The sequence below is a fragment of the Nocardioides sp. BGA-UO-ETr-FS32 genome (genome assembly GCF_059567905.1).
Window position 1 is genome coordinate 55,204 of sequence record NZ_JCAQOX010000007.1, and the last position, 21,845, is coordinate 77,048.

The 21,845-nt window shown below is 73.4% G+C and carries 24 protein-coding genes; 8 read left to right on the forward strand and 16 right to left on the reverse strand.

The features are described 5' to 3' along the window. Positions 1 to 25 precede the first annotated feature (25 nt). Genes AC57BS_RS03035 through AC57BS_RS03055 form a run of 5 tightly spaced genes read right to left on the reverse strand, consistent with a single transcriptional unit; the run spans position 26 to position 3,041 of the window. Positions 26 to 961 (reverse strand): aminoglycoside phosphotransferase family protein, encoded by a 936-nt coding sequence (locus AC57BS_RS03035; RefSeq protein WP_496409996.1) that lies wholly within the window; start codon positions 959 to 961, stop codon positions 26 to 28. Beyond that, complete coding sequence (locus AC57BS_RS03040; RefSeq protein ID WP_496409997.1) at positions 958 to 1,251, reverse strand: hypothetical protein; 294 nt, start codon at positions 1,249 to 1,251, stop codon at positions 958 to 960. Before AC57BS_RS03040 ends, AC57BS_RS03035 begins: the two co-directional genes overlap by 4 nt. Continuing rightward, positions 1,244 to 1,666 carry a hypothetical protein gene (locus AC57BS_RS03045; protein ID WP_496409998.1) on the reverse strand — a complete coding sequence of 141 codons (423 nt, stop codon included), beginning with the start codon at positions 1,664 to 1,666 and terminating at the stop codon, positions 1,244 to 1,246. The genes AC57BS_RS03040 and AC57BS_RS03045 overlap by 8 nt, the downstream gene beginning before the upstream one ends. Beyond that, the gene (locus tag AC57BS_RS03050) at positions 1,666 to 2,412 is read right to left on the reverse strand and encodes a hypothetical protein (protein WP_496409999.1); all 747 of its coding nucleotides are present in this window, start codon (positions 2,410 to 2,412) and stop codon (positions 1,666 to 1,668) included. Before AC57BS_RS03050 ends, AC57BS_RS03045 begins: the two co-directional genes overlap by 1 nt. Further along, complete coding sequence (locus tag AC57BS_RS03055) at positions 2,409 to 3,041, reverse strand: hypothetical protein (RefSeq protein WP_496410000.1); 633 nt, start codon at positions 3,039 to 3,041, stop codon at positions 2,409 to 2,411. The genes AC57BS_RS03050 and AC57BS_RS03055 overlap by 4 nt, the downstream gene beginning before the upstream one ends. 172 nt (positions 3,042 to 3,213) lie before the next feature. On the opposite strand from AC57BS_RS03055, the gene AC57BS_RS03060 reads away from it, so the two are divergent. Both AC57BS_RS03060 and AC57BS_RS03065 read left to right on the forward strand, forming a co-directional pair. Then, positions 3,214 to 3,666, forward strand: coding sequence for an XdhC family protein (locus AC57BS_RS03060; RefSeq protein WP_496410001.1), 453 nt, complete (start codon positions 3,214 to 3,216; stop codon positions 3,664 to 3,666). Between the two features lie 2 nt (positions 3,667 to 3,668). Further along, positions 3,669 to 4,760 carry a winged helix DNA-binding domain-containing protein gene (locus AC57BS_RS03065; RefSeq protein WP_496410002.1) on the forward strand — a complete coding sequence of 364 codons (1,092 nt, stop codon included), beginning with the start codon at positions 3,669 to 3,671 and terminating at the stop codon, positions 4,758 to 4,760. Here AC57BS_RS03065 and AC57BS_RS03070 read toward each other — a convergent pair. The 4 genes from AC57BS_RS03070 to lepA all read right to left on the reverse strand — a co-directional run bounded on the left by AC57BS_RS03070 (position 4,741) and on the right by lepA (position 8,549). Continuing rightward, positions 4,741 to 5,595 (reverse strand): alpha/beta hydrolase fold domain-containing protein, encoded by an 855-nt coding sequence (locus tag AC57BS_RS03070; protein ID WP_496410003.1) that lies wholly within the window; start codon positions 5,593 to 5,595, stop codon positions 4,741 to 4,743. The genes AC57BS_RS03065 and AC57BS_RS03070 overlap by 20 nt on opposite strands. Positions 5,596 to 5,653: 58 nt before the next feature. Further along, a complete protein-coding gene (locus AC57BS_RS03075) occupies positions 5,654 to 6,112 on the reverse strand; it encodes a hypothetical protein (protein ID WP_496410004.1) in 459 nt (152 codons plus the stop codon). 62 nt (positions 6,113 to 6,174) lie between these two features. Next, positions 6,175 to 6,678 (reverse strand): HutD/Ves family protein, encoded by a 504-nt coding sequence (locus AC57BS_RS03080; protein ID WP_496410005.1) that lies wholly within the window; start codon positions 6,676 to 6,678, stop codon positions 6,175 to 6,177. Next, on the reverse strand, positions 6,675 to 8,549 hold the full coding sequence (gene lepA, locus AC57BS_RS03085) for a translation elongation factor 4 (RefSeq protein ID WP_496410006.1): 1,875 nt from the start codon (positions 8,547 to 8,549) through the stop codon (positions 6,675 to 6,677). Before lepA ends, AC57BS_RS03080 begins: the two co-directional genes overlap by 4 nt. A gap of 92 nt (positions 8,550 to 8,641) precedes the next feature. On the opposite strand from lepA, the gene AC57BS_RS03090 reads away from it, so the two are divergent. After that, a complete protein-coding gene (locus tag AC57BS_RS03090) occupies positions 8,642 to 9,547 on the forward strand; it encodes a DMT family transporter (RefSeq protein WP_496410007.1) in 906 nt (301 codons plus the stop codon). On the opposite strand, the gene AC57BS_RS03095 is transcribed toward AC57BS_RS03090, so the two are convergent. The 3 genes from AC57BS_RS03095 to AC57BS_RS03105 are packed head-to-tail and all read right to left on the reverse strand — an operon-like array spanning position 9,548 to position 11,550. Then, positions 9,548 to 10,078 carry a GNAT family N-acetyltransferase gene (locus tag AC57BS_RS03095; RefSeq protein WP_496410008.1) on the reverse strand — a complete coding sequence of 177 codons (531 nt, stop codon included), beginning with the start codon at positions 10,076 to 10,078 and terminating at the stop codon, positions 9,548 to 9,550. Positions 10,079 to 10,135: 57 nt separating this feature from the next. Then, positions 10,136 to 10,933 carry a maleylpyruvate isomerase family mycothiol-dependent enzyme gene (locus AC57BS_RS03100; protein ID WP_496410009.1) on the reverse strand — a complete coding sequence of 266 codons (798 nt, stop codon included), beginning with the start codon at positions 10,931 to 10,933 and terminating at the stop codon, positions 10,136 to 10,138. Beyond that, the gene (locus AC57BS_RS03105; protein ID WP_496410010.1) at positions 10,930 to 11,550 is read right to left on the reverse strand and encodes a TetR/AcrR family transcriptional regulator; all 621 of its coding nucleotides are present in this window, start codon (positions 11,548 to 11,550) and stop codon (positions 10,930 to 10,932) included. The genes AC57BS_RS03100 and AC57BS_RS03105 overlap by 4 nt, the downstream gene beginning before the upstream one ends. 97 nt (positions 11,551 to 11,647) lie before the next feature. On the opposite strand from AC57BS_RS03105, the gene AC57BS_RS03110 reads away from it, so the two are divergent. The 3 genes from AC57BS_RS03110 to rpsT all read left to right on the forward strand — a co-directional run bounded on the left by AC57BS_RS03110 (position 11,648) and on the right by rpsT (position 13,980). Beyond that, positions 11,648 to 12,607 (forward strand): phosphotransferase family protein, encoded by a 960-nt coding sequence (locus tag AC57BS_RS03110; protein WP_496410011.1) that lies wholly within the window; start codon positions 11,648 to 11,650, stop codon positions 12,605 to 12,607. Continuing rightward, positions 12,604 to 13,557, forward strand: coding sequence for a phosphotransferase (locus AC57BS_RS03115; RefSeq protein ID WP_496410012.1), 954 nt, complete (start codon positions 12,604 to 12,606; stop codon positions 13,555 to 13,557). The genes AC57BS_RS03110 and AC57BS_RS03115 overlap by 4 nt, the downstream gene beginning before the upstream one ends. Before the next feature lie 162 nt (positions 13,558 to 13,719). Then, entirely contained in the window at positions 13,720 to 13,980 is a 261-nt protein-coding gene (rpsT, locus tag AC57BS_RS03120; protein ID WP_496410013.1) for a 30S ribosomal protein S20, read from the forward strand. 157 nt (positions 13,981 to 14,137) lie between these two features. On the opposite strand, the gene holA is transcribed toward rpsT, so the two are convergent. From holA to AC57BS_RS03140, 4 genes are all read right to left on the reverse strand, one after another. Next, the gene (gene holA / locus AC57BS_RS03125; RefSeq protein ID WP_496410014.1) at positions 14,138 to 15,124 is read right to left on the reverse strand and encodes a DNA polymerase III subunit delta; all 987 of its coding nucleotides are present in this window, start codon (positions 15,122 to 15,124) and stop codon (positions 14,138 to 14,140) included. A 12-nt stretch (positions 15,125 to 15,136) separates the two neighbouring features. Continuing rightward, on the reverse strand, positions 15,137 to 17,404 hold the full coding sequence (locus tag AC57BS_RS03130) for a ComEC/Rec2 family competence protein (protein WP_496410015.1): 2,268 nt from the start codon (positions 17,402 to 17,404) through the stop codon (positions 15,137 to 15,139). Between the two features lie 19 nt (positions 17,405 to 17,423). Further along, complete coding sequence (locus AC57BS_RS03135; RefSeq protein WP_496410016.1) at positions 17,424 to 18,257, reverse strand: ComEA family DNA-binding protein; 834 nt, start codon at positions 18,255 to 18,257, stop codon at positions 17,424 to 17,426. A 91-nt stretch (positions 18,258 to 18,348) separates the two neighbouring features. Continuing rightward, positions 18,349 to 19,206 (reverse strand): DegV family protein, encoded by an 858-nt coding sequence (locus AC57BS_RS03140; RefSeq protein ID WP_496410017.1) that lies wholly within the window; start codon positions 19,204 to 19,206, stop codon positions 18,349 to 18,351. Positions 19,207 to 19,301: 95 nt separating this feature from the next. Between AC57BS_RS03140 and AC57BS_RS03145 the strand changes: the two genes are divergently transcribed. Together AC57BS_RS03145 and AC57BS_RS03150 are read left to right on the forward strand one after the other, a co-directional pair. Continuing rightward, entirely contained in the window at positions 19,302 to 20,171 is an 870-nt protein-coding gene (locus AC57BS_RS03145) for a helix-turn-helix domain-containing protein (protein WP_496410018.1), read from the forward strand. 86 nt (positions 20,172 to 20,257) lie between these two features. Then, positions 20,258 to 21,835 carry a S8 family peptidase gene (locus AC57BS_RS03150; RefSeq protein WP_496410019.1) on the forward strand — a complete coding sequence of 526 codons (1,578 nt, stop codon included), beginning with the start codon at positions 20,258 to 20,260 and terminating at the stop codon, positions 21,833 to 21,835. The last annotated feature ends 10 nt before the right edge of the window (positions 21,836 to 21,845 follow it).

Here is a 21,845-nt window from a genome sequence, read left to right on the forward strand (position 1 = left end):
CGGCGGTCGTTCCCGGTCCTGCACGTCACTCCTGCACGGCCTTGGTGATCGCGATGCAGCGGGTGATCCAGTCCTGCTCGTCGACACGCAGGTCGCGCCCTGCCCGCCGCGCGTCCTGGACGCTCCAGCCGGCGTTGAGGACCATGCGGACGACCACCCAGTCGCGCGCCCTGTCCTCGTCGAGGCCGGCCGCGTCGACGACCTCGTGGAAGCGCCGGCGCAGTCCGTCGCGCAGGGAGCCGACGGCACCGGGGCCGCTCAGCTCGTCCATCCGGTTCCACAGCAGGGGCGCGGGCTCGTAGTGCGGGTCCCCCGCCATCGGCTTGGGGTCGATGGCGACCCACTCCCCCGTGTCGTCCGCCATCACGTTGGCGTAGTGGAGGTCGCCGTGCACCACCACGGGATCGCCTCCGGACGCGAGCAGGTCGGGACCCAGCGACAGCGCCTGCTCGACGTACCTCCGTGGGACGGGGATGTCGCGCCCGAGCTCCTCGAGGTCGCGCAGCCAGCGCTCGACGTACGCCGCGACGCTCGCGAGCTGGGGCAGCGCGGAGATGTGGAGCCGGCCGTAGAGGTCGCCGACCACCCCGCACGCCTCGACGTCCCACGTGTCGCCGAGGTCCGGGCCGGGAAGCCAGTCCAGCAGCAGCGCGCGCCGGCGCGGGTCGGCCCTGCGGAGGCGTACGGCTCCGCGTCCGGCCCAGTGCTGGAGCGCGAGCCCTTCGTGACGGGACTCCTCGTCGCCGTCGAAGCTGATCTTGAGGGCGGCGAGGGCTCCGTCGACATCGGACACCGGCAGGACCAACGAGCAGTAGCCGTGCAGCGCTGCACCCGCCGGACGCAGCTGCCACTCGCCGAGCAGCTCGTCCGCGAGTCGCGGCAGCCGGTCCAGCCAGCGACCCCAGTCCGCCCCGAGCGTCCGCTGGGCCAGCAGCCCGTCCGGGATCCGGGGCGCGGTCACCCGATGAGGGCGAACGGGAGCACGCCCCCGACGAGTGCGAGGACGATCCCGCCGAGGTAGGGCAGCGCGCGGGCGTACGTCCACCCCACGACGAAGCAGCCGATGGCGGGCACCGCCAGGGCGGGCGCCAGGAGCGACCACGGGTTCTCGCCGCCGCTGTAGACGATGGCGAGGTGGATGTAGCTCAGCGCGAGCACGGCACCCACGGCGGCGACGAGTCGGTTGACGTAGAAGAAGTTGCTGTGCGTCAGTCGCCACCAGAACGCCGACAGCAGCGCCCGCTCAGCCATCGCGCTCCTCACGGCCGGCGCGACGCTGGAGGTCGCGGAGGAGGTCGGCGAGCTCGTCGTCGTCGTGGACCAGCTGCTCGACCCCGTCGGACAGCTCGCGGCCGAAGCGCTCGCGGTGCTCGACCGCCGTCCAGTGGTCGTCCTCGCCGGAGTAGACGGCCCGCCAGGTCGTCCGCCCGGTGAGCACCCGCTCGAGCAGCGCCCGGTCCTGGGCAGGCACCTGGCCGTTGTTGAAGTCGTGCCGGAGCTCGGCCATCGCCGCCTCGCGATCGGCCCGGGCGCGCTCCGCCCGCGGCTCCAACGCCGCCTTGGCCTGGACCATGCGGTCGCGGAAGGCCGCCGTCTCGGCGCGCAACCGGCTCACGGTCGTACGGAGCTCGGCCATGTCGGCCGCGCGCCTGTCGCGTCCGGACATCAGCGCCCCCTCGGGAACGACGGGAGGTGGTCGGACGCGTCGTCGGCCTGGTCGGCGACGTCGGAGTTGTTCTTCGCCGTCGAGCCGAGCACGACGAAGTCCAGTCCCCGCATGACCACCGACACGGCCGCGGCGGTCTTGGTGAGGGCCGGGACCAGGTCGGCGAGCTCCTCGAGGATCCGGACGACGTCGCGGGCGAGGGAGATGATCTCGCGGATCCGGCGCCCGCCGGTGAAGATCTCCTTCGCCAGCTTGGCGAGGCTGCCGGCGAAGTACATGCACAGGTCGTCGATCAGGCTGAGCGTCGTGGCGACGACCTCCATCGCTGCCTTCGTGGCGGCCAGCATGTCGCCGATCGCCATCTGGATCATGTCCACGCACTCGGAGGCGTCGGCCATGCTGTCGCCGAACTCGTCGAGCTTCGCCGTGAGCGCGACCGCGGCGTCCCCGGTCCACACCTCGGGGATGGCCTCGGCCATGGCGCGGTAGTTCTCGGCGAGGATCCCGGCGGCGATGCCCGTGCGCCGCCAGTCCTCGGCCATCACGCTGACGGTGGAGAAGTCGCCGGCGAGCTTGTCGAAGAGGGCGTCGAGCAGGTTGATGCCGATCTGCTCCAGCACCCAGTTGATGCCGCGCACCACGAAGCCGCAGTTGTCCTTGATCTGCTCGACCAGGTCGCCGTCGGCGCCTGCCGGGCCCGAGACCAGGACGCCGCGGGGGTCGCGCAGGGTCACGGCGTAGCTCATCGTTCGCGCCTCTTCCTGTCGAGGTACTGCTGCATCGTCTCCTCGTCCTGCTGTGCCTCGTCGTTCTCACCGGCGTGGTGGACGACGTTCATCGTGGCCTCGATCGCGTCGAGCGGCGCGAGCGGCGAGTGGGTCGGGGTGTGCGACGCCGCGTGCTGCGGCGGGTTGGGCCCGGAGTTGCGGATGGCGTCGTCCACCTCGGGTGAGTTCAGGGCGGAGTGCACGGTGTTGCCGGCCGTCAGCGGGCCCTTCACCGGGTCGGACCAGCCCGGAACGTCCATGCCCGGTCCCATCCCCGGCTGCACCTGCTCGGTGCGCACCTGCAGGGTCGCCTGCGACTCCGTGACGTCGCGGTCCGCGCGGAGGATGTCGCGGCGCGCGTCGGCGATGGCGTCCTCGAGCTCGAAGGCCGCGTGGTAGGCGTCGTCGAGGCACTGGCGGAGGTCGTTGTAGGCGGAGGTGTACTCGCCCTTGAACAGCCCGAGGAACCCGCGGAACGCGTCCGTCTGCTCCATCGCCGAGTTCCACCCCACGAAGGAGTGGGCGTGGGAGGTCTGGCTCCCCAGCTCGTGCATCGTCCGCACGACCTGCGCGCTGCCCTCGCGCGAGATGGACACTTCTCTGGCCACGTCGTCCCCCTGTCGTCTCGACGCCCCGGCACACTCTGCCACGGCGACGCACGAGGTGGCGGGCCGACGCGTGCGGTGCCACGCTGTCAGCCATGAGCGAGCGCAGCGAGCTCGTCATCAAGCACAGCGCGTCATGTGCCTCATGCGCGCACGGAGCGAAGCGAGTACGCGTATGAGCCTGCGTGAGCAGCCGTGGTCGGACGACCCCGTCGGACAGGGCCGCATCCTGGTCCTCACCGACAACCCGATCGCGCGCAGCATCGCCGTGATCGCCTCGACGGTCGGGCGCACCGTGGTCGTCGAGGCCGCCGACGACGGCGGGCCGGGCCTGCACCCGCGGCCCGGTGACGCGGTGGTGCTGTGCGACCACGACGCCCCTGACGCACCTGCCGTGCTGCGCGCGGCGCTCGCCTCGGAGGCCTCGTACGTCGCCATGATGGCCAGCCGCGGCCGGGCTGCGGGACTCCTCGACGACCTCCTCGCCGAGGGCGTCGACGTCAGCACCCTGCACGTGCCGGCGGGCCACGACCTCGGCGGCAAGAATCCGGGTGAGATCGCGCTGTCCGTGGTGGCGGAGATCGTCGCCGAGTCCTACGGCCGCACCGGCGGCCCGATGCGCGGCTGAGCGTGGTGCTCGGCTGGGACGACCTGGCCGCCGCTTCGCTGGCCCGGCAGTTCCCCGACGACCCGGGCACGGTGGCCGCGCGGGTGGACGCGATCGGCGACCTGCAGACGCAGACCGCCCGGTCGGCGTTCATCGGCCTCGGGGCACGCTTTCCCGGCACCACCCACGCGGAGATCAGCGAGGCGTACGCCTCCGGGGCGATCGTCCGCGGCAGCACGATCCGCGGGACCGTGCACACCGCGAGCCCGCGGGCCTACACGGTGCTGGCCGAGGCCACCCGGATCGGGCAGCACCCGCGCTGGGCGCGGATGCTGGGGCTCGCCGAGGAGCAGCTCGCGACGCTGTGGGACTCCGTCGAGGAGTTCGCCCACGAGTGGCGCACGCCCGACGAGCTGCGCGCCCACGTCGACGACTGGCTGGCCCGGCACGCCCCCGGCTCGCTGGCCGCGGCCGCGGCCGGGCCCGGGCGCTACCTCGGCTTCGCACACGGCGCGCTCGTGCGCAGGCCGGCCTCGGGCGAGAAGTGGGAGGGCCAGGGCAAGCCGGTCTACGCGACGTTCGAGCGGACGGGGCCGGCGACGGTCTCCGACGTCGTGCGCCTGCACCTCACGGCCCACGGACCGTCGTCGCGCCAGGACGTCGCCTGGTGGTCGGGCATGCCGGTGGCGGCGGTCGAGGAGGGACTGGCCGGGCTCGACGTGGTCGAGGACGTGGGCCCGGACGGCCGCGCCTACGTCGACCTGTCCGACGCGCCGCCGCCGCGGGACCTGCCTGGCGTGCGCCTGCTGCCGGAGTTCGACGCGCTGCTGTGCGGCTACGACTCGAAGGTCCGCGACCGGTTCGTCACGCCCGAGCGCCACCGGCGCCTGTGGAACGAGTCCAACGGGATGCTGCTGCCCCCGCTGCTCGTCGACGGCCGGATCACCGGGTTCTGGCGGGCGGCCGGGACGGCGAGGCGACGGCCGCTCGAGGTGACCTGGTTCGCCCGGACCCGCCGCCCGCGCCGGGCCGAGCTCGACGAGCCGGTCGCCGCGCTCCAGGCGGCTCTCGACATCACCGTCACGGAGGTCTCGCTCATCCGCGAGCAGGTGTAGCGGCGCGGATCTCCTCGGCCACCATCGCCATGGTGGTGCGGGCCCGCACCGGGTCCTCGGTCAGGAAGTAGTGGTCGACGTCCGGGGTCACGTCGTGCACCACCCGTACGCCGGCCGCCCGCAGCCGGTGGGCGTACGCATCTCCCTCCGCACGCAGGACGTCGCGCTCGGCGGTCAGCACGACGGCGGGCGGCAGCCCTCGCAGGTCGTCGGCCAGCAGCGGGGAGGCGTACGGCTCGAGGCGGGTCGCCGGGTCGGGGAAGTAGACGCGCCTGACCAGGCGCCGCAGGTCCGGCGAGATCATCCCGGGGTCGTCGTCACGTGGCTCGGCCGACAGGTCCAGCGCCGGGATGCCCAGCACCTGGAGCGTCGGGGTGAAGGCGCCGGAGTCGCGGGCCTGGAGGGCGACCGACGCCGCCAGCCCGCCACCGGAGCTGAAGCCGCCGACCGAGACGGGCGTGCCGTCCGCGGCCAGGTGTGCGGCGACGTCGTGGGCCTGGTGCTGTGCCACCGGGTAGGTCACGCGCGGGGCGACCTCGAAGTCGACGTTGGCGACCACGACGCCGGCGGTGGCGGCGACGTAGCGGCACCACCAGTCGTCCATCCCCGAGTGGCGCATCAGGAAGGCGCCGCCGTGCAGGTGCACGTGCACGGGGAGCGACCCCGGACCGGGACGGTAGAGGCGCACCGGGACCCGTCCGTGCCGCGTCGGGACGTGCGTACGGGTCGGCCGCGGCAGGTCCTGGCCGGCGAAGCGCAGGTCCTCGCCGTAGGACACCGTGAAGCGGGCACCGGCGCGGATCAGCTCGACGCGGATCCGGTCGGCGAGGAGCATGCCGGTTCTTCGCGGCGGCGGGCCGGCACGGATTGGTCGGCCCGGCCCGGCGACAGCCTCAGGGGGCGTCGGCCGGCTCGAGTCGTAGCGCGATCTCGGGCACCCGGCCGACCGTCGGGCTGCAGCCGCCCGGATCGAGCCGGGGTTCACCGAGGGCATCGACCAGCGCGGTGCCCGCCGCAGGTCCGGTGACCCGGAACTGCCACCGGCCGGCCGTTCCCGCGAGCCCGCAGGGCAGGTCGCAGACCAGACGACCACCGTCGAGGGAGAGCCCGGCGGACCGGGGCGAGGAGACCAGGAGGCGTCGATCCACCGGCACGCCGTCGAGGCGCAGGCGGGACAGCTCGAGGACGCGCACCGGCTCGCCGTCGACCCCGGTCGCCGAGTCGAGGACCAGCGAGGGGCCGACCTCACGGACGACGTGGGCGCCGGCCTCGCACTGCGAACCGTCGGCACACCCGGTGAGGAGCGAGCCGACGACGAGCACCGCCGCTGCGCACGTCCTGCGGGCCGTCATGGCAGGTGTGACGAGCAACGTCGTGCTGCGGTTCCACCCGCCGGGACGGACCGACGGACCGGTCAGCCGACCCGCTCGAGGGTGACGACCGCGACGGTGCACCGACCGACGACCTCTCCCGGTCCGGCGACCAGGCTGCTCATCGCGAGGTCGCCGCCGCCCTTCACGACGTACGCCGCCTGGTCCGCCGCGAGCGGCAGGGTGGACGAGCGGCCGAGCTCCAGCACCGTGACGTACGCCGTGACGCCCGGGTCGGCGATCACGTTGAGCGCGCGCACCGGCCCTTCCGGCACCGAGGCGACGACCTCGGCGTCGCCCGGGAAGGCGAACGGCCGCTGCGGCTCCACGACGTGGGCCTCGCCGTCGACGTCGAGCGAGAGCACCGGGCCGTCGACCACGGTGAGCACCCGGTGCTGGCCCCCGAACACCGAGAACGGACCGTCGGAGACGATCTCGGCGAGGCTGATCCGCCACGAGCGGTCAGCCGCACGGAGCAGCTCACGCGTCGTGCCGCCGCCGTTGGGCCACGGCTGCGGCGCGACGTCCTCGGCCCGGACGACGGTCACTTCTTGCCGGACTTCTCCGTCGGCTGCGTGGTCGACAGCGCCGCGACGAAGGCCTCGGGCGGGACCTCGACGGTGCCGATGTTCTTCATCCGCTTCTTGCCGGCCTTCTGCTTCTCCAGCAGCTTGCGCTTGCGGCTGATGTCGCCGCCGTAGCACTTGGCGAGCACGTCCTTGCGGATCGCGCGGATGTTCTCGCGGGCGATCACGCGGGCGCCGATGGCGGCCTGGATCGGCACCTCGAACTGCTGGCGCGGGATGAGGTCCTTGAGCTTGCCGGCCATCATCACGCCGTAGCCGTAGGCGGCGTCCTTGTGCACGATCGCCGAGAACGCGTCGACCGGCTCGCCCTGCAGCAGGATGTCGACCTTGACCAGGTCGGCCGCCTGCTCGCCGGAGCGCTCGTAGTCGAGGGAGGCGTAGCCCTTGGTGCGGGACTTGAGCTGGTCGAAGAAGTCGAAGACGATCTCGCCCATCGGCAGCGTGTAGCGCATCTCGACGCGGTCCTCGGAGAGGTAGTCCATCCCCTGCAGGCTGCCGCGCTTGGTCTGGCAGAGCTCCATGATCGTGCCGATGTAGTCGCTCGGGCTGAGGATCGTCGCCTTGACCACCGGCTCGCGGACCTCGGCGATCTTGCCCTCGGGGTACTCGCTCGGGTTGGTCACCGTGACCTCGGTGCCGTCCTCCATCACCACCTCGTAGACCACGTTGGGCGCGGTGGAGATGAGGTCGAGGTCGAACTCGCGCTCGAGCCGGTCACGGGTGATCTCCATGTGGAGCAGGCCGAGGAAGCCGATGCGGAAGCCGAAGCCGAGCGCGCCGGAGGTCTCCGGCTCGAAGGTCAGCGCGGCGTCGTTGAGCTGGAGCCGCTCCAGGGCGTCGCGCAGCGTCGGGTAGTCGTCGCCGTCGATCGGGTACAGCCCGGAGTAGACCATCGGGTTGGGGTGCTTGTAGCCGCCCAGCGCCTCGGTGGCCCCGTGGTGCTGGCTGGTGACGGTGTCGCCGACACGTGACTGGCGCACGTCCTTCACGCCGGTGATGAGATAGCCGACCTCGCCGACCCCGAGGTCGGCGGCCTTGACGGGCTCGGGGCTGATCACGCCCACCTCGAGCATCTCGTGCACGGCGCTGGTCGACATCATCTTGATGCGGTCGCGGTGCGTGAGCTTGCCGTCGACCACGCGGACGTAGGTGACCACGCCGCGATAGGTGTCGTAGACGGAGTCGAAGATCAGGGCGCGCGGGGGCGCGTCGGCGTCGCCCACCGGGTGCGGCGTCTGCTTGACGATCTCGTTGAGGAGCCCGGCGACGCCGACACCGGTCTTGGCGCTCACCCGCAGCACGTCCTCGGGCTCGCAGCCGACGAGGCCGGCCAGCTCGGCCGCGTACTTGTCGACCATCGCACCGGGCAGGTCGATCTTGTTGAGCACCGGGATGATGTGGAGGTCGGCGCCCATCGCGAGGTAGAGGTTGGCCAACGTCTGGGCCTCGATGCCCTGGGCGGCGTCGACGAGCAGGACCGCGGCCTCGCACGCCTCGAGCGAGCGGGACACCTCGTAGGTGAAGTCGACGTGGCCGGGGGTGTCGATCATGTTGAGGACGTAGGTGCCCGGCTCGGCGCCCTCCTCGTTGTCGCCCGGCACGGTCCACGGCATCCGCACGGCCTGCGACTTGATCGTGATGCCGCGCTCGCGCTCGATGTCCATCCGGTCGAGGTACTGCGCCCGCGCCGCGCGCTCGTCGACGACACCGGTCAGCTGGAGCATCCGGTCGGCCAGCGTCGACTTGCCGTGGTCGATGTGCGCGATGATGCAGAAGTTGCGGATGATCGACGGGTCGGTCGAGCCAGGCTGGGGCGCGTTCTTGAGGCTCACGGACTGCTTTCGGGAGTACGACGGCGGGGTCGGGTCATTCTTCCACGCGGTGCGTGGCGTGCCGAACCGACGACGATCGTTAGCGTGACCGCGTGACCCGGCCCCCGCGAGCAGCGCACCTGCCCCTCGTCCCCGCGGTCGCCTTCGTCCTGGTGTGGTCCTCGGGCTACATCTCCGGGCCCGCCGCCGTGCGGGCGGTCGCGCCGTTCACCGTGCTCGGCTGGCGCTTCGTGCTCGCAGCCGTGCTGGCCGTCGCGCTCTCGCTGGCGCTGCGCCGCCCCACCCGCATGGATCGGGCGACGCTGGGCCGCGTCGCCGCGGTCGGCCTGGTGATGAACGCGGTCCAGTTCGGCCTGATGTACGTCGCCTTCGACCTCGGGCTCGGCGCCACCCTGGCCTCGCTCTTCCACGCGCTGAGCCCCGTGCTGACCGCACTGCTGGCGGCCGCGATCCTCGGCGAGCGCGTCTCGTTGCTGCAGGTCGGCGGCTTCGTGGTGGGCGTCGTCGGCGTGCTGCTGGTCCTGGGGGCCGACCTCGGTCGCGCCGGGGGCCCGGCCGCCGTCCTCATCGGCTCCCTCAGCATGCTCACCCTGAGCCTGGGTACCCTCGGCCAGCGCTGGATCGGCGCACAGCCCGACCTGCTGTGGTCGGCCGCCGTCCAGTTCGCCGTCTCCGCTCCCCCGCTGCTGGTCCTGGGGTGGACCACCGAGGGCGCCTGGCCGGTCACGGACGGCCGCCAGGCGCTGGTCGCCGTGCTGTTCCTCGCGATCGTCAACTCGATCGTCGGGCTCGTGCTGCTGTCGCTGCTGGTCCTGCGCGGGGGCTCGGGCGCCGCGGCCAGCCTGTTCTTCCTCAGTCCGCCCGTGACGGCGGTCCTCGCCTGGGTGGTGCTCGACGAGACGCTGTCGGTGCTGCAGCTGGTCGGGCTGGTGGTGGCGGTCGTCGGCGTCGGCGCCGCGACGCGGACCCGGACGGCCGCCATCCCGCCCGCGGGATGACTACCGCGCCGTCGGCACCCAGTAGCGCCGCTTGTCCCGGCGTACGTCCTCCAGCGTCCCGCCGGCGGCCTCGATGACCCGGATCGACCCGACGTTGTCGTCGTCGCAGGTGACGAGGGCGGAGTCGATGCCCAGCGTGTGCGCCCACGGGAGCGCCTGGCGCAGCATCGCGGTGGCGTGGCCCTCACGCCGGCGGGAGGGGCGTACGTCGTAGCCGATGTGCCCGCCGACGTCGAGGAGGAAGTCGTTGAGCCGGTGCCGGATCGCGAGCCGACCGAGGTAGTCCTCACCGTCGACCCACCACAGGGTGGTGCACGGCACGTGCTGCTCGGGCCGCGGCGTCTCCTCGAGGGCGTCGGCCCTCACGGCCTCGACGAACACCTCGAACGCCGTGGGCTCCTGCCATCCCGGGGCGTTGTGCTCGATCCACGCGGCGGTCTGGCTGTTCTCGGCGCCCTCGGCGACGAACTCGTCCATCGCCTCCAGGAACGACGCGTGGACGGACGTGGTCGGCAGGACGAGCTCGGGCATGGCGCCATCGTGCCGTGCCGCTCCCGCGGCCCGCACGCGGGTTTCGGAGGACCGGTCTCAGAACACGACGCGCGTGGCCCGCAGCCGGTCCGCTGCCGACTGGTCGCCGACCGTGGCGAGGGCGCACTCGTCGGAGCGACCCGACAGCAGCCGCATCAGGGCGACGGCGTCCTCGGTGATCGTCGCGATGGGCGTGCCCTCGCCGACCTGCCACCGACCGCCGCCTCTCCCCGTGAGCTCGAGGACCAGCGCCGGACCGGACCAGGCGCGGTCGAGGTCGCGCACCACCTGGGCGACGACCTCGTCCTCCCCCGCGCCGAGAGGCATCTCGCGCCCGGTCGCCCGGTGGAGGTCGACCCGGTGGAGCCAGACGTCACGGACGTAGATGACGTCGAGGAGGTACGCCAGCCGCGCACCGCGCCCCAACCCGGCGAAGGCGGGCAGGACCGTGCGCCGCAGCAGCCGCGGCTGGCGGCGCCGCCCGTCGGGCGCTCCCGCGGCCCAGCGCCGCAGGTCGGCGGCGAGCTCGGTGTCCGACAGGTGGGTCCGGTCCCCGATCTGCCGCTCGCACAGCAGGTCGACGAGGTCGCCCCGTCCACGGCGCAGGTCCACGACCGCACCGCCCAGGTGTCGCAGCATCACCGGCAGCCGACAGGCCTCCTCCGCGGCTCCCGCCAGGTGGGCCACCATGTCGCGCACCCGCCACTCGGTGCAGTCCGTGGGGCGGCCCCAGTCGGCTGCACCGAAGGCGTCGACGGCCAGGAGCAGTCCTTCGTACTCGGCGGCGGCGACGTCGCGAGCGGTGTCCCGCGAGGTCTGCGGGAGTGCGGCGGCGCGGGTCGCGGTGGTGGTCATGGCTGGCTCCGGGGTGAGTAGTGGGTGACGAACATCCGCACGAGGGCGGATCGGTGGCGGGAGGTGCGCCCGAGGTCGGCCGGCACGCCGGGCTCGTTGGAGAGCTGCTGCGAGATCACGCCTGCGGTCAGCGCGGCCCACACCTGCACCAGCTCCTCGACGTCGTGGGACCGGTCGACGAGACCGAGCTCCTGCGCCGTGGCGAACGCGGCGCCCATCTGCGCCACGGCCGCCTCGGCCGGCCCGTACGCAGCCGGGGACGGCTCCCACCGGGCGATGGGGCGCCAGAACATCAGCTGGGCCTCCGCCGCGTGGTCCAGGGCCCAGCCCACCGCGACGTCCATCGCCTCGGTGAGCAGCGCGTGGAGGTCGGTGTCCTCGTCGGGGACGAGGTGCTCCACCGCACCGCCGAAGTCCGTCCAACCCCGCCGGAACAGCTCGTCGCACAGGTCGGCCCTGCTGTCGACGTAGCCGTAGAGCGACGGGGTGCGCATGCCGACCCGACGCGCCACCTCGCCCAGCGTGAGCCCGGCAGCGCCCTCCTCGGCGATCACGGCGCGGGCAGCCGCGACGATCGAGTCGGTCGTACGCGCCCGCCGGTCGGCCACCTTGCCCATGCCACGAACGATTCTCCTAATACCATTAGGAGTCAAGGCCGGTGCAGACCTGGGTATCGGGTCGATCCGCGACACGTCCGTGGGGAAGGATGCCGCCATGTCGCGCTCGCCCCTGGCCCCCTACCCCGCCCCGCACGGGAAGACTGCCCGGCGCCTGGAGTGGGCCTTCCTTCCGGCGAACCTGCGGGCCTACATCGAGCGCAAGTGCGGATCCCCCGTCGTCTCCGCCATCTCGCAGACGGGCGGGTTCACCCCCGGCTTCGCGTCGGTGCTGGTCTGCGAGGACGGCTCGCGCCACTTCGTGAAGGCGGCGTCGGTCAAGGCGCAGCGGACGTTCGCCGACTCCTACCGCGAGGAGGCCCGCAAGCTCGCGGCGCTGCCCGTCGCGGTCCCCGCGCCGAGGCTGCTGTGGCACCTCGACGACGACTGGGTGGTGCTGGGCATCGAGTACGTCGCGGCCCGCGCGCCCCACCGACCGTGGGTGCGCGAGGACCTCGACGCCCTCCTCGACACGCTGGAGGACGCGGCCGACGCGGTCACGCCGCCGCCCGCCGGGCTCGCCCTCGACGCCGCCGCCGACGACTTCGCTCCCCTCGTCGAGGGGTGGGCGGAGCTGCGGGAGCGGCGTACGGACCTCGATCCCGCGCACCTCGCGGAGGCCGAGGCGCTTGCCCGGCGCTTCGCCGAGGTCGTCGGCGGCGACACCCTCGTGCACACCGACATCCGCTCCGACAACGTGATCATCGACCCGGACGGCCGGGCCCTCGTCTGCGACTGGAACTGGCCGGTGCGCGGCGCGGCGTGGTTCGACTCGTTCGCGGCGCTGATCGGACCGCGCGGCGAGGGCGTCGACGTCGACGCGGTGATCGGCGAGCGACGGCTGCTGTGCGACGTCGCCCCGGAGGCGTACGACATCAACCTCGCGCTCTACGTCGGCTACTTCCTCACCCAGTGCGAGCTGCCGGTGCCGCCGACGTCGCCCCACATCCGCGACCACCAGCGGTGGCAGGGCGAGGTGTGCTGGGACTGGCTGGCGGAGCGCCGGGGCTGGTCGTGACGACGCCCCGCGCCGTCGGCGTACGCCTCGCCTACAACGCGATCCCCGCTGCGGTCCGGGACTGGGTGGACGCCGAGCTCGGGTCCCCGGTCACCTCGACGGCGGAGCAGCTCGGCGGGATGTCGCCGGGGTGCGCGACCAGGTTGACCTGCGCCGACGGGACCCGCGCCTTCGTCAAGGCGGTCGGATCCGGGCTCAACCCCGACACGCCCGGGTTGTTCCGCCGCGAGGTCGCGGTGCTCTCGCACCTCGGCGAGCACGAGCTGTGGGCGCGACTGCTGGCGGCGTACGACGACGGCGAGTGGGTCGCGCTGCTGATCGAGGACGTCGAGGGCCGTCACCCCGACTTCGACGACCCGGCCGAGCTCGACGCGGTCCTCCACGGGGTCGACCGGCTCTCGGAGGTCCTGCAGGAGCGCCACCTGCCGGCCTCCGTGCCGCTGGTCGAGCTGTCCCAGCGCTTCCGGCTCTGGTCCGACACCCTCACCGCGTTGCCGCAGGCGCCCCGCGAGGCACCCGTGCCCGCGTGGGTGCACGCCCGGGCTCCGCACTGGGCCGCGCTGCTGCGGGACCTGGCCGAGCAGCCGGCATCGCACGTCGCCCACTGGGACATCCGCGTCGACAACCTGCTGCGCCGACCGAGCGGCGAGCTGGTCTTCCTCGACTGGGGGATGGCCGCCCGTGGTCCGGCGTGGGCGGACCCGCTCCTCGCCCGCCTCGAACGCGTCGAGGACCCCTGGTTCGACGCCTCGATCCCCCTCTCGCCGGCCCTGTCGGAGGCCGGCGAGGAGGTCGTCACCGCGTTCCTGGCGGGGTTCGGCACCCACCTCGCCGTACGCTCGGTCGTGGCCGTCGACGTGAACCTGCCGACGCTCAACGATTTCCGTCTGCGGGAGTCGCGCCGCATCCTGGAGGCAGTCGCCCGCCGCACCGGCCGACCCCGCGTCTGAGCGATTTGGGCGCGCGCGCGCCGTGGCGGTAGTGTTCCTCCTTGCGTGTCCGGCACCCGACCCTCCCCGTGCCGATCTTGGGAGGGGTTGCCTGGCAGCCGACAAGCACAGACTTTCCCATTCCGGTCAAGCCCTTCCGGTCGAGCACTCAAGGATCCACACGTGGCGAACATCAAGTCCCAGATCAAGCGCAACAAGCAGAACGAGAAGGCGCGTCAGCGCAACCAGGCCGTCAAGTCGCGCCTGAAGACTGCTGTCCGCAAGTTCCGCGAGCTGTCCGACGCCGGCGACAAGGACGCCGCCGTGACCGCCGGTCGCGACGCCATGAAGGCGCTCGACAAGGCCGCGTCGAAGGGCGTCATCCACGCCAACCAGGCCGCGAACCGCAAGTCGTCGATCGCCAAGAAGGCCGCGTCGCTCTGACCCGGACCTTCCCGCTGGACACCCGCCCCCGTGGCGGGTGTTTCGCATTTCGGGGGGTCAGCGGGCCGGCGGGGGTGGGTACGTCATGGCGCCCGGCTGCCCCAACGACCACCTGCCATGACGTACGGGCAGGAGGTCATGGCGTCCGGTCGCTGCGTCAGCGGCTCTCGCGCAGCCCTGCCACCGTGAGCACGAGCCGCTCGAGCGTGTAGGACGCGTCGTGCGCCTGACCCTTGATGTCGGCATCGGCGACCGCGACCGCCCGGACCGCGGCGGCGATGCCCTCGGGGTTCCACGAGCGGGACTGGTCCCGGACGGTGCGCACCTTCCACGGCGGGACGCCGAGGTCACGCGCGAGGTCGGCGTCGCGAGCCCCCCGCGGGGCGCCGAGGTAGCGCGCGAGGCCGCGGGCCGACGCCGCCATGGCCGAGGTGACCAGGACCGGGGACGTGCCGGAGTCGAGCGCCCAGCGCAGCTCCTCCAGCGCGACCGCCCGCCGGCCGGCGAACGCGGCGTCGGCGACGGTGAAGGACTTCGCCTCCGCGCGGCCGCCGAAGTAGCGCTGGACCTTGTCGACCGTGAGGTGCTCGCCGTGGAAGTCGTTGGTGAGCTGGTCGGCGGCGGCCGCCAGCGACCGCAGGTCGGTGCCGACGGCCTGGACGAGGAACGCGGCCGCGTCGGAGTCGATCCGGGCGCCGTGCGAGGCGACCTCGGAGGACACGAAGGCCGGCATCTCGTTGGCCCTGACCTCCTCGGACTTCACCTCGGTGACCGGGCCGAGCTTGCGGAGCTTGGTGAGCACGCCGCTGCCCTTCTGCCCGCCGGAGTGCACCAGGACGAGCGCGACGTCGTCGGCCGGGGCCGCGCAGTAGGCGAGCAGGCCGTCGACCGACTCGTCGGGCAGGTCCTCCAGCCCGCGTACGACCACGCACCGGATCGAGGAGAACAGCGACGGTGCCGACATCTCTCCCAGCGACGCGAGAGTGAGGTCGGACGCGGGCGACTCGGCCATCTCCGCCTCGGCGTCGTGGGCGCGCACCGCGTCGCGGACCGAGGCGACCGTGCGGGCGGAGAGGTATTCCTCCTTGCCCGTCACGAGGACGACGTGGCCGAGGACCTGCGCGGCGGAGGGGGTGCGTGCCATGGTGCGCCCACCCTATCGACCGGCGGCGACACCGACCTCGCCGTCGGTGACCACCACGACCACGTCGCCGGCGAGGTCGGTGCGCCACACCTGCGCGCCCGAGGCCGACAGAGCGGCCAACAGGTCCGCCGCGGGATGCCCGTAGTCGTTGCCCTCCCCCACCGACACCAGGGCGAGCCGGGCGCCGAGCGAGGTCAGCCAGTCCACGTCCTGGTGCCGGCTGCCGTGGTGCGGCACCTTGAGCACGTCGACGCGGAGCCCGCCGAGATCACGCGCCAGTGCGGACTGCGCGGACGGCTCCACGTCACCGGTCAGCAGGATCCGTACGCCGGCGACCTCGGCGAGCAGCACGACGCTGGCGTTGTTGGGTGCACTCTCCCCCGCGTCGCCGGCGGGAGCGCCAGGCCGCGGCCACACCGACTGGAGGGTCACCTCACCCACCCGGCGCGTGAGTCCGTACGCAGCGGTCTCGGGCGCGCCGCCCGCCGCCGCCTCGACGTCGCGCACGCCGCCGGCCGGCTCGAGCAGCGCCGTCGCCTCGACGGATTCCACCTCGCGCCCGTCGCCGACCCCCGCCAGGCCGCCCACGTGGTCGGCGTGGAAGTGCGTCAGCACGACCAGTGGGACGCTCGTGACGTCGAGCCGGTCGAGGCAGACGTCCATGGCCGCGGGGTCGGGTCCGGCGTCGACCACGACGGCGGAGCCGGGTCCGGCGCGCAGGACGAGCCCGTCGCCCTGGCCCACGTCGCACATCGCCAGCACCCACCCCTCGGGCGGCCAGCCCGGCGTGGGTGGCCGGGCCGCCATGACCACGACGAGCAGGCCGGTGCAGGCGAGCGACGAACCCGGTCGGGCGAGCAGCCGCGGAGCGAGGGGCACCGACAGCAGGCACAGGACGGTGAGGGCGGCCAGCGGAAGCGGACCGGTGCCCCAGCCGACCGCTGCGGTCGGCACCGCCGCTCCCCACCGGGCCACGGCGATGATCCACGCGGCGGACCACGCGGCAGGCGCGGCCACCACCACGCCGAGCGGCATCCACAGCAACCCCAGGAGACCGCCCGCGAGGCCGAGCACCGTGGCGGGCGCGACGGCGGGTGCGGCGAGGAGGTTCGCGCCGACTGCCACGAGGCTGACCTGCCCGGACAGCGCCGCCACCACCGGCGTGCAGGCCACCTGCGCCGCGAGCGGCACCGACACCGCCTCGGCCACCCAGCGCGGCGTCCACCGCATCAGGGCGTCGCGCCACACCGGTGCGAGGAGCAGGATGCCGGCGGTCGCCAGTGCGGACAGCGCGAACCCGGCCGTCACCGCCAGCTGGGGTCGGAAGAGGAGAAGGCCGAGGACCGCCACGCCGAGACCGCGTACGCCGCGTGAGCGCCCGTTGCGCCCCATCCCGACGAGGGCCACCGCCCCCATCGCGGCGGCGCGCACGACGCTGGGCTCGGCTCGTGCGGTCAGCACGAACCCGACGATGCCGACCACACCGAGCGCGTAGAGCCACGGACCGCGCATGCCGATCCACCGGCCGAGGACCAGCAGCGAGCCGACCACCAGCGTGAGGTTGGTGCCGCTCACCGCCAGCAGGTGCGTCAGCCCGGTGGTGCGGAAGTCCTCGGCGAGGTCGGGGTCCAGGCCGCCGTCGTCGCCGACCACCAGTGCCGGCACGAGCTCGCGGGCGTCCGCGTCCCGACCCGAGACCGCCTCGCGCACCGCCCGGCGTACGGCCGCGGCAGCGTCCCACCACACGTCGGGCCGGGACGTCACCCTCGGCGTGCCCGTGGGCCGCACCAGCGCAGCGACGTCGTCGTCGCCCGGCACCAGCCGTACGGTCGTCTCGAGCCTGGTGCCCAACGGCTGCCGCGGCCAGTCGGCGTCGGCCATCACGACGACCGGAGCGTCGAGGCGCCACGTCCTCCCTCGCCCCTCGAGGCGGGTCACGTCGGCCCGGAGGACCTGGAGCTCGCCGTACTGGCCGGGCACGACCCGCACGTCGGACGTCACCTCCAGGTGCACGGACGCCACCGCGCGCTGCTCGGCCAGCACGGCGAGCGGCGACGTGACGACCAGCGCCTGGTGGAGGGCGGCGACCCCGGCCACGGCCACGAGTGCCGCCAGCGGTGCCAGCCACGCGGCCCTCCACCACCGGCGCAGCACCCCGGCGCCGACGAGCACCACGATGCCGCAGGTGCCGCCCAGGGCTGCCCAGCCGGGCAGGAGGAGCACCAGCAGGGCGCCCACCCAGGCTCCCCCGCCGAGGGCGATCGCGCGCAGGTCCGGCACGGGTCGCGGTCAGCCGCGGTCAGAGCGTGACGTGGGGCGCCAGGTCGGCGAGGGTGGCCTCGCCGATGCCGTCGACCTCCAGCAGCTCGTCGACCGAGGTGAAGCCCCCGTTGGCGTCGCGCCAGCTGAGGATCGCCTCCGCGGTCACCGGACCGACCCCCGGGAGGGTGTCGAGCGCAGTCTGGTCCGCGGTGTTGAGGTTGACCAGGGCATCTGCGTCGGGGACCGTCGAGCCGAGCGATCCGGCCACGCCTGCAGCCGCCTCGACGCCGACCAGGATCTGCTCGCCGTCCACGACCGGCCGGGCGAGGTTGAGCGACGTCAGGTCCACCCCGCGCCGAGCCCCTCCGGCTGCCTCGAGCGCGTCCACTACCCGCGAGCCGGGCGGCAGCACCGCGATGCCCGGACGACGCACCTTGCCGGCGACGTCGACGACCAGCTCCTCGGTCGGCGCAGCAGCCTCGGACGCCCCGCCGGGTGGGGCGACGGGGGCGAGCGGTGCGGGAGAGGCGGCCGCGTCCGCAGACGGCGCCACGGGCACCACCTCGGCCTGGTCCCGTACGGCCCACCAGGCCGCCAGGCCGACGGCGACGGCAGCCACGCAGCACACCACAGCCAGGTGGGCCGGCCCGAGCTGGAGCCCGCCGATCCGGAGTCGCCGCGACGCGTGCCGTCCCGGCACGGGCAGCACCACCGGGGCGGGCGGGTCGTCGGGACGCTCGCGGACCCGGGTGTGCGCGGGCACGGGCACCTCGTCGGCCTCACCTCGGACCGCGGCCAGCTCGGCGCTCAGGGTCGCCAGCCGGCGCGACACCGCCTCGGCGTGCTCGGAGGACGACTGGGATCGGCGCATGGCTCCACGCTAGGAACGCCACCCGGCCCTCCGACAGGGGCGGCCGGCAATCTGTGGACAGGGCCGCGCAGATCGCGACGGCTCAGGTGGATCAGTCCCGCGGGGCCACGCAGACGGCGACCATGCCGGGTCCGACGTGCGCGCCGAGCACGGCCCCGAGCTCCCCGCACATCACCTCGCGACCCTCCAGCCCCTCGGCCAGCCGCTCGGTGAGCGTCGCCGCGAGCTCCTCGGCCCGGCCGGCGTTGGCGAGGTGGGAGACGCACACGTCGACGGGCCGGTCCCCGGCCGCCTCGACGGCGAGCTCGGCCAGCCGCGCCAGGGCCCGGGAGGCCGTACGCACGCGCTCGCGCGGCGCGACCTTGCCGCCGGCGATCTCGAGCAGCGGCTTGACCGACAGCGCACTGCCGAAGATCGCGGCGGCCGCGCCGATCCGTCCGCCGCGGCGCAGGTACTCGAGGGTGTCGACGTAGAACAGCGAGGTGGCGGCCTCGCCGCGGGCCAGCGCGGCCTCGGCCGCCTGCTGGGCGGTGCCCCCTGCCGCCAGCACGTCGGCGGCGGTGAGGGCGGCGTAGCCGGTCGCGATGCCGACCTGGCCGGAGTCGACGACGTGCACCGGCAGGTCGACCTCCAGCGCGGCCAGCTGGGCCGACTCGAAGGTGCCGCTCATCTCACCCGACAGGTGGATCGAGACGATCTCGTCGACGCCGTCCGCCTCGAGGGAGCGGTAGAGCTCGGCGAAGAGAGCGGGTGCCGGCCGGGACGTGCTGACGGGCACGAAGTCGCGCAGGGCCTTCGCCACCACCTCGGGGGTGGCCCCGTCGGGTCCCTCGTCGAGCACCCGCGCACCGATGACGACCTGCAGCGGCACCACCCGGATGCCGTGCGCCTGCGCCACCTCGGCGGGCAGGCTCGCGGTCGAGTCGGTGACGATCACGGTGCCGGACACACCCGAAGGCTAGTGGCAGCCACGGGCTGCGGGAGCAGCCGCTCACCGTGCGGCGGCGTGTTGCAGGCCTCGGGGGCCTCCGCTTGGATGTCCGGATGCGTGACAGGCCCGGGACCTTCGCCGACGCACTCAGGTCTGCCATCGACGCGCGCGGACTCAGCCTGGACCGGATCACCGACCACCTCGCCCAGCGTGGCGTCTCGGTCAGCTCGGCGACCCTGAGCTACTGGCGCTCGGGCCGCAGCGAGCCCGGGCGGAGGTCGTCCCTGGCGGCCCTGCCACACCTCGAGGAGGTCCTCGGCCTGCCCGCAGGCACCCTCACCGCCGCCCTTCCCAGCACGCGCGAGCGCGCGCCGCGGCACGCCGTACGGGGACTCGACGTCCTGTGGCCCGAGGAGCCCCACTCCGCGGTCCTCGGTCGGCTCGACACGAGCTGGGACACCGAGCTGGCGCGGGTGTCGGTCCACGACGTCCTGCACATCGGCCCCGACCGTCGCCAGGTCCGCCTCACCGTGCGGCAGGCGATGCGCGCCCGTGCCGACGGCCCCGACCGCCGCGTCGTGATGCACTCCCAGGACGACCTGGACGCCGGGCTGCCCGAGATCCGCCCGCTCCGCGGGTGCGCGCTCGGACGGGTGGAGCGCGACCCCGAGGCGGGCGTCGTCGGCGCCGAGCTGGTCTTCTTCCGGCCGCTGCGCCGCGGCGAGACCGTGATCGTGTCGTACGAGGTCGTCTCCCCGACCCCCGGCCCCCGCGAGCACGAGTACACCCGCCGCCTGCGCCTGCCGATGCGCGAGTACCTCCTCGAGGTCGCGTTCGACCCGTGTGCGCTCCCGGAGGGCGTGACTGCCTTCACCGAGGGCCGCGAGCAGCGGATCACCCTGGACGGCGACCGACGCGCGCACCTCGTCCACACCGACACCGCACCGGGGACGACGGGGATCCGCTGGAGCTGGCCGAGTTAAGTGTTAAGCGGGGCCTGCCCCTTGCCCGGGACCGGGTCGGAAGGTCAAGGTCAGCCTCGTCCATCTGTCTCGGGAAGGATCCATCGATGAACCATGCACGCCCCCGACTGGCGGCAGGCCTGATCGCCTCGCTCGCCGGTGCCGCACTCGCTGTCTCGCCGACCGCCACCCACGCGGCCGGAACGGAGAAGCCGCAGGAGGCCCCGCAGGCCTCCGCCGCCGACGACGGCCTCGCGCCGGTCCTCGGCTCCTCGGCCGACGACCGCTACATCGTGGTGCTCGACAAGGAGGCGCCCGGCAAGAGCCTCCGCGCCGCCAAGGCCGACGTCCGCGCCGAGGGCGCGAGCATCACCCACACCTACACCTCGGTGATCGACGGCTTCGCCGCCAAGCTCAACAGCGAGGCGCTCGCCGCGCTGCGCAAGAACCCCAACGTCGCCTACATCGAGGCCGACAAGCCCGTGCAGCTCGACGCGACCCAGTCCCCCGCCACCTGGGGCCTCGACCGGATCGACCAGCGCGACCTGCCGCTCAACAACGCCTACACCTACAACGCCACCGGTGCGGGGGTGACGGCCTACATCATCGACACCGGCGTGCTCAACACCCACACGCAGTTCGGCGGTCGTGCGGTCTCTGGTTACACCGCGATCAACGACGGCCGCGGCACCACCGACTGCAACGGCCACGGCACGCACGTCGCCGGCACGGTCGGCGGCTCGACGTACGGCGTGGCCAAGGGCGTACGCCTCGTCGCGGTCCGCGTCCTCGACTGCAACGGCAGCGGCTCGAACTCCGGCGTCATCGCCGGCGTCGACTGGGTCACCCAGAACCACACCGCCGGCTCGCCGGCCGTGGCCAACATGAGCCTGGGCGGCGGCATCTCCTCCGCCCTCGACACGGCCGTGTCGAACTCGATCGCCGACGGCGTCACCTACGCGCTCGCCGCCGGCAACGACTCCGGCGCCAACGCGTGCAACAGCTCGCCCGCCCGCGTCGCCGCCGGCCTCACCATCGGGTCGACGACCAACACCGACGCGCGCTCCAGCTTCAGCAACATCGGCTCGTGCCTCGACATGTTCGCGCCCGGCTCCAACATCACCTCGGCCTGGCACACGGGCACGTCGGCGACCAACACCATCAGCGGCACGTCGATGGCGACCCCGCACGTCGCGGGCGCAGCAGCGCTCTACCTGCAGTCCAACCCGTCCGCCTCCCCGGCGACGGTCAACAACGCGCTGATCTCCACCGCGACCACCAACAAGGTCACCAACCCCGGCACGGGCTCGCCCAACCGCCTGCTCTACGTCGGCACCGGTGGCACCACCCCGCCGCCGGACCCGGAGCCCACCACCTGCAGCACCATGCCCGAGAAGGAGACCGGCTCGCTGAGCTCCGGTGGCGTGGCCTACCACCCCGGCACGAGCGACTACTACTACTCCGGTGCCGGCACCCACGTGGGCTGCATCTCGGGCCCGTCGGGCACCGACTTCGACCTCTACCTCGAGAAGTGGAACGGCTCGACCTGGGTCGTGGTCGCGCAGGGCATCAGCAGCACCTCCGAGGAGAAGATCACCTACACCGGCACCGCGGGCTACTACTCGTGGCGCGTGGAGTCCTACTCCGGGTCGGGCAGCTACACCTTCGGCCTCGACCGGCCGTGAGGGTCAGCAG

Bases quoted from the DNA above. Each gene is read 5' to 3' on its own strand.
- AC57BS_RS03040 (WP_496409997.1), bottom strand. From the start codon at position 1,251: ATGGCTGAGCGGGCGCTGCTGTCGGCGTTCTGGTGGCGACTGACGCAC.
- AC57BS_RS03045 (WP_496409998.1), bottom strand. From the start codon at position 1,666: ATGTCCGGACGCGACAGGCGCGCGGCCGACATGGCCGAGCTCCGTACG.
- AC57BS_RS03050 (WP_496409999.1), bottom strand. From the start codon at position 2,412: ATGAGCTACGCCGTGACCCTGCGCGACCCCCGCGGCGTCCTGGTCTCG.
- AC57BS_RS03060 (WP_496410001.1), top strand. From the start codon at position 3,214: ATGAGCCTGCGTGAGCAGCCGTGGTCGGACGACCCCGTCGGACAGGGC.
- AC57BS_RS03070 (WP_496410003.1), bottom strand. From the start codon at position 5,595: ATGCTCCTCGCCGACCGGATCCGCGTCGAGCTGATCCGCGCCGGTGCC.
- AC57BS_RS03075 (WP_496410004.1), bottom strand. From the start codon at position 6,112: ATGACGGCCCGCAGGACGTGCGCAGCGGCGGTGCTCGTCGTCGGCTCG.
- AC57BS_RS03095 (WP_496410008.1), bottom strand. From the start codon at position 10,078: ATGCCCGAGCTCGTCCTGCCGACCACGTCCGTCCACGCGTCGTTCCTG.
- AC57BS_RS03100 (WP_496410009.1), bottom strand. From the start codon at position 10,933: ATGACCACCACCGCGACCCGCGCCGCCGCACTCCCGCAGACCTCGCGG.
- AC57BS_RS03105 (WP_496410010.1), bottom strand. From the start codon at position 11,550: ATGGGCAAGGTGGCCGACCGGCGGGCGCGTACGACCGACTCGATCGTC.
- AC57BS_RS03110 (WP_496410011.1), top strand. From the start codon at position 11,648: ATGTCGCGCTCGCCCCTGGCCCCCTACCCCGCCCCGCACGGGAAGACT.
- holA (WP_496410014.1), bottom strand. From the start codon at position 15,124: ATGGCACGCACCCCCTCCGCCGCGCAGGTCCTCGGCCACGTCGTCCTC.
- AC57BS_RS03135 (WP_496410016.1), bottom strand. From the start codon at position 18,257: ATGCGCCGATCCCAGTCGTCCTCCGAGCACGCCGAGGCGGTGTCGCGC.
- AC57BS_RS03145 (WP_496410018.1), top strand. From the start codon at position 19,302: ATGCGTGACAGGCCCGGGACCTTCGCCGACGCACTCAGGTCTGCCATC.
- AC57BS_RS03150 (WP_496410019.1), top strand. From the start codon at position 20,258: ATGAACCATGCACGCCCCCGACTGGCGGCAGGCCTGATCGCCTCGCTC.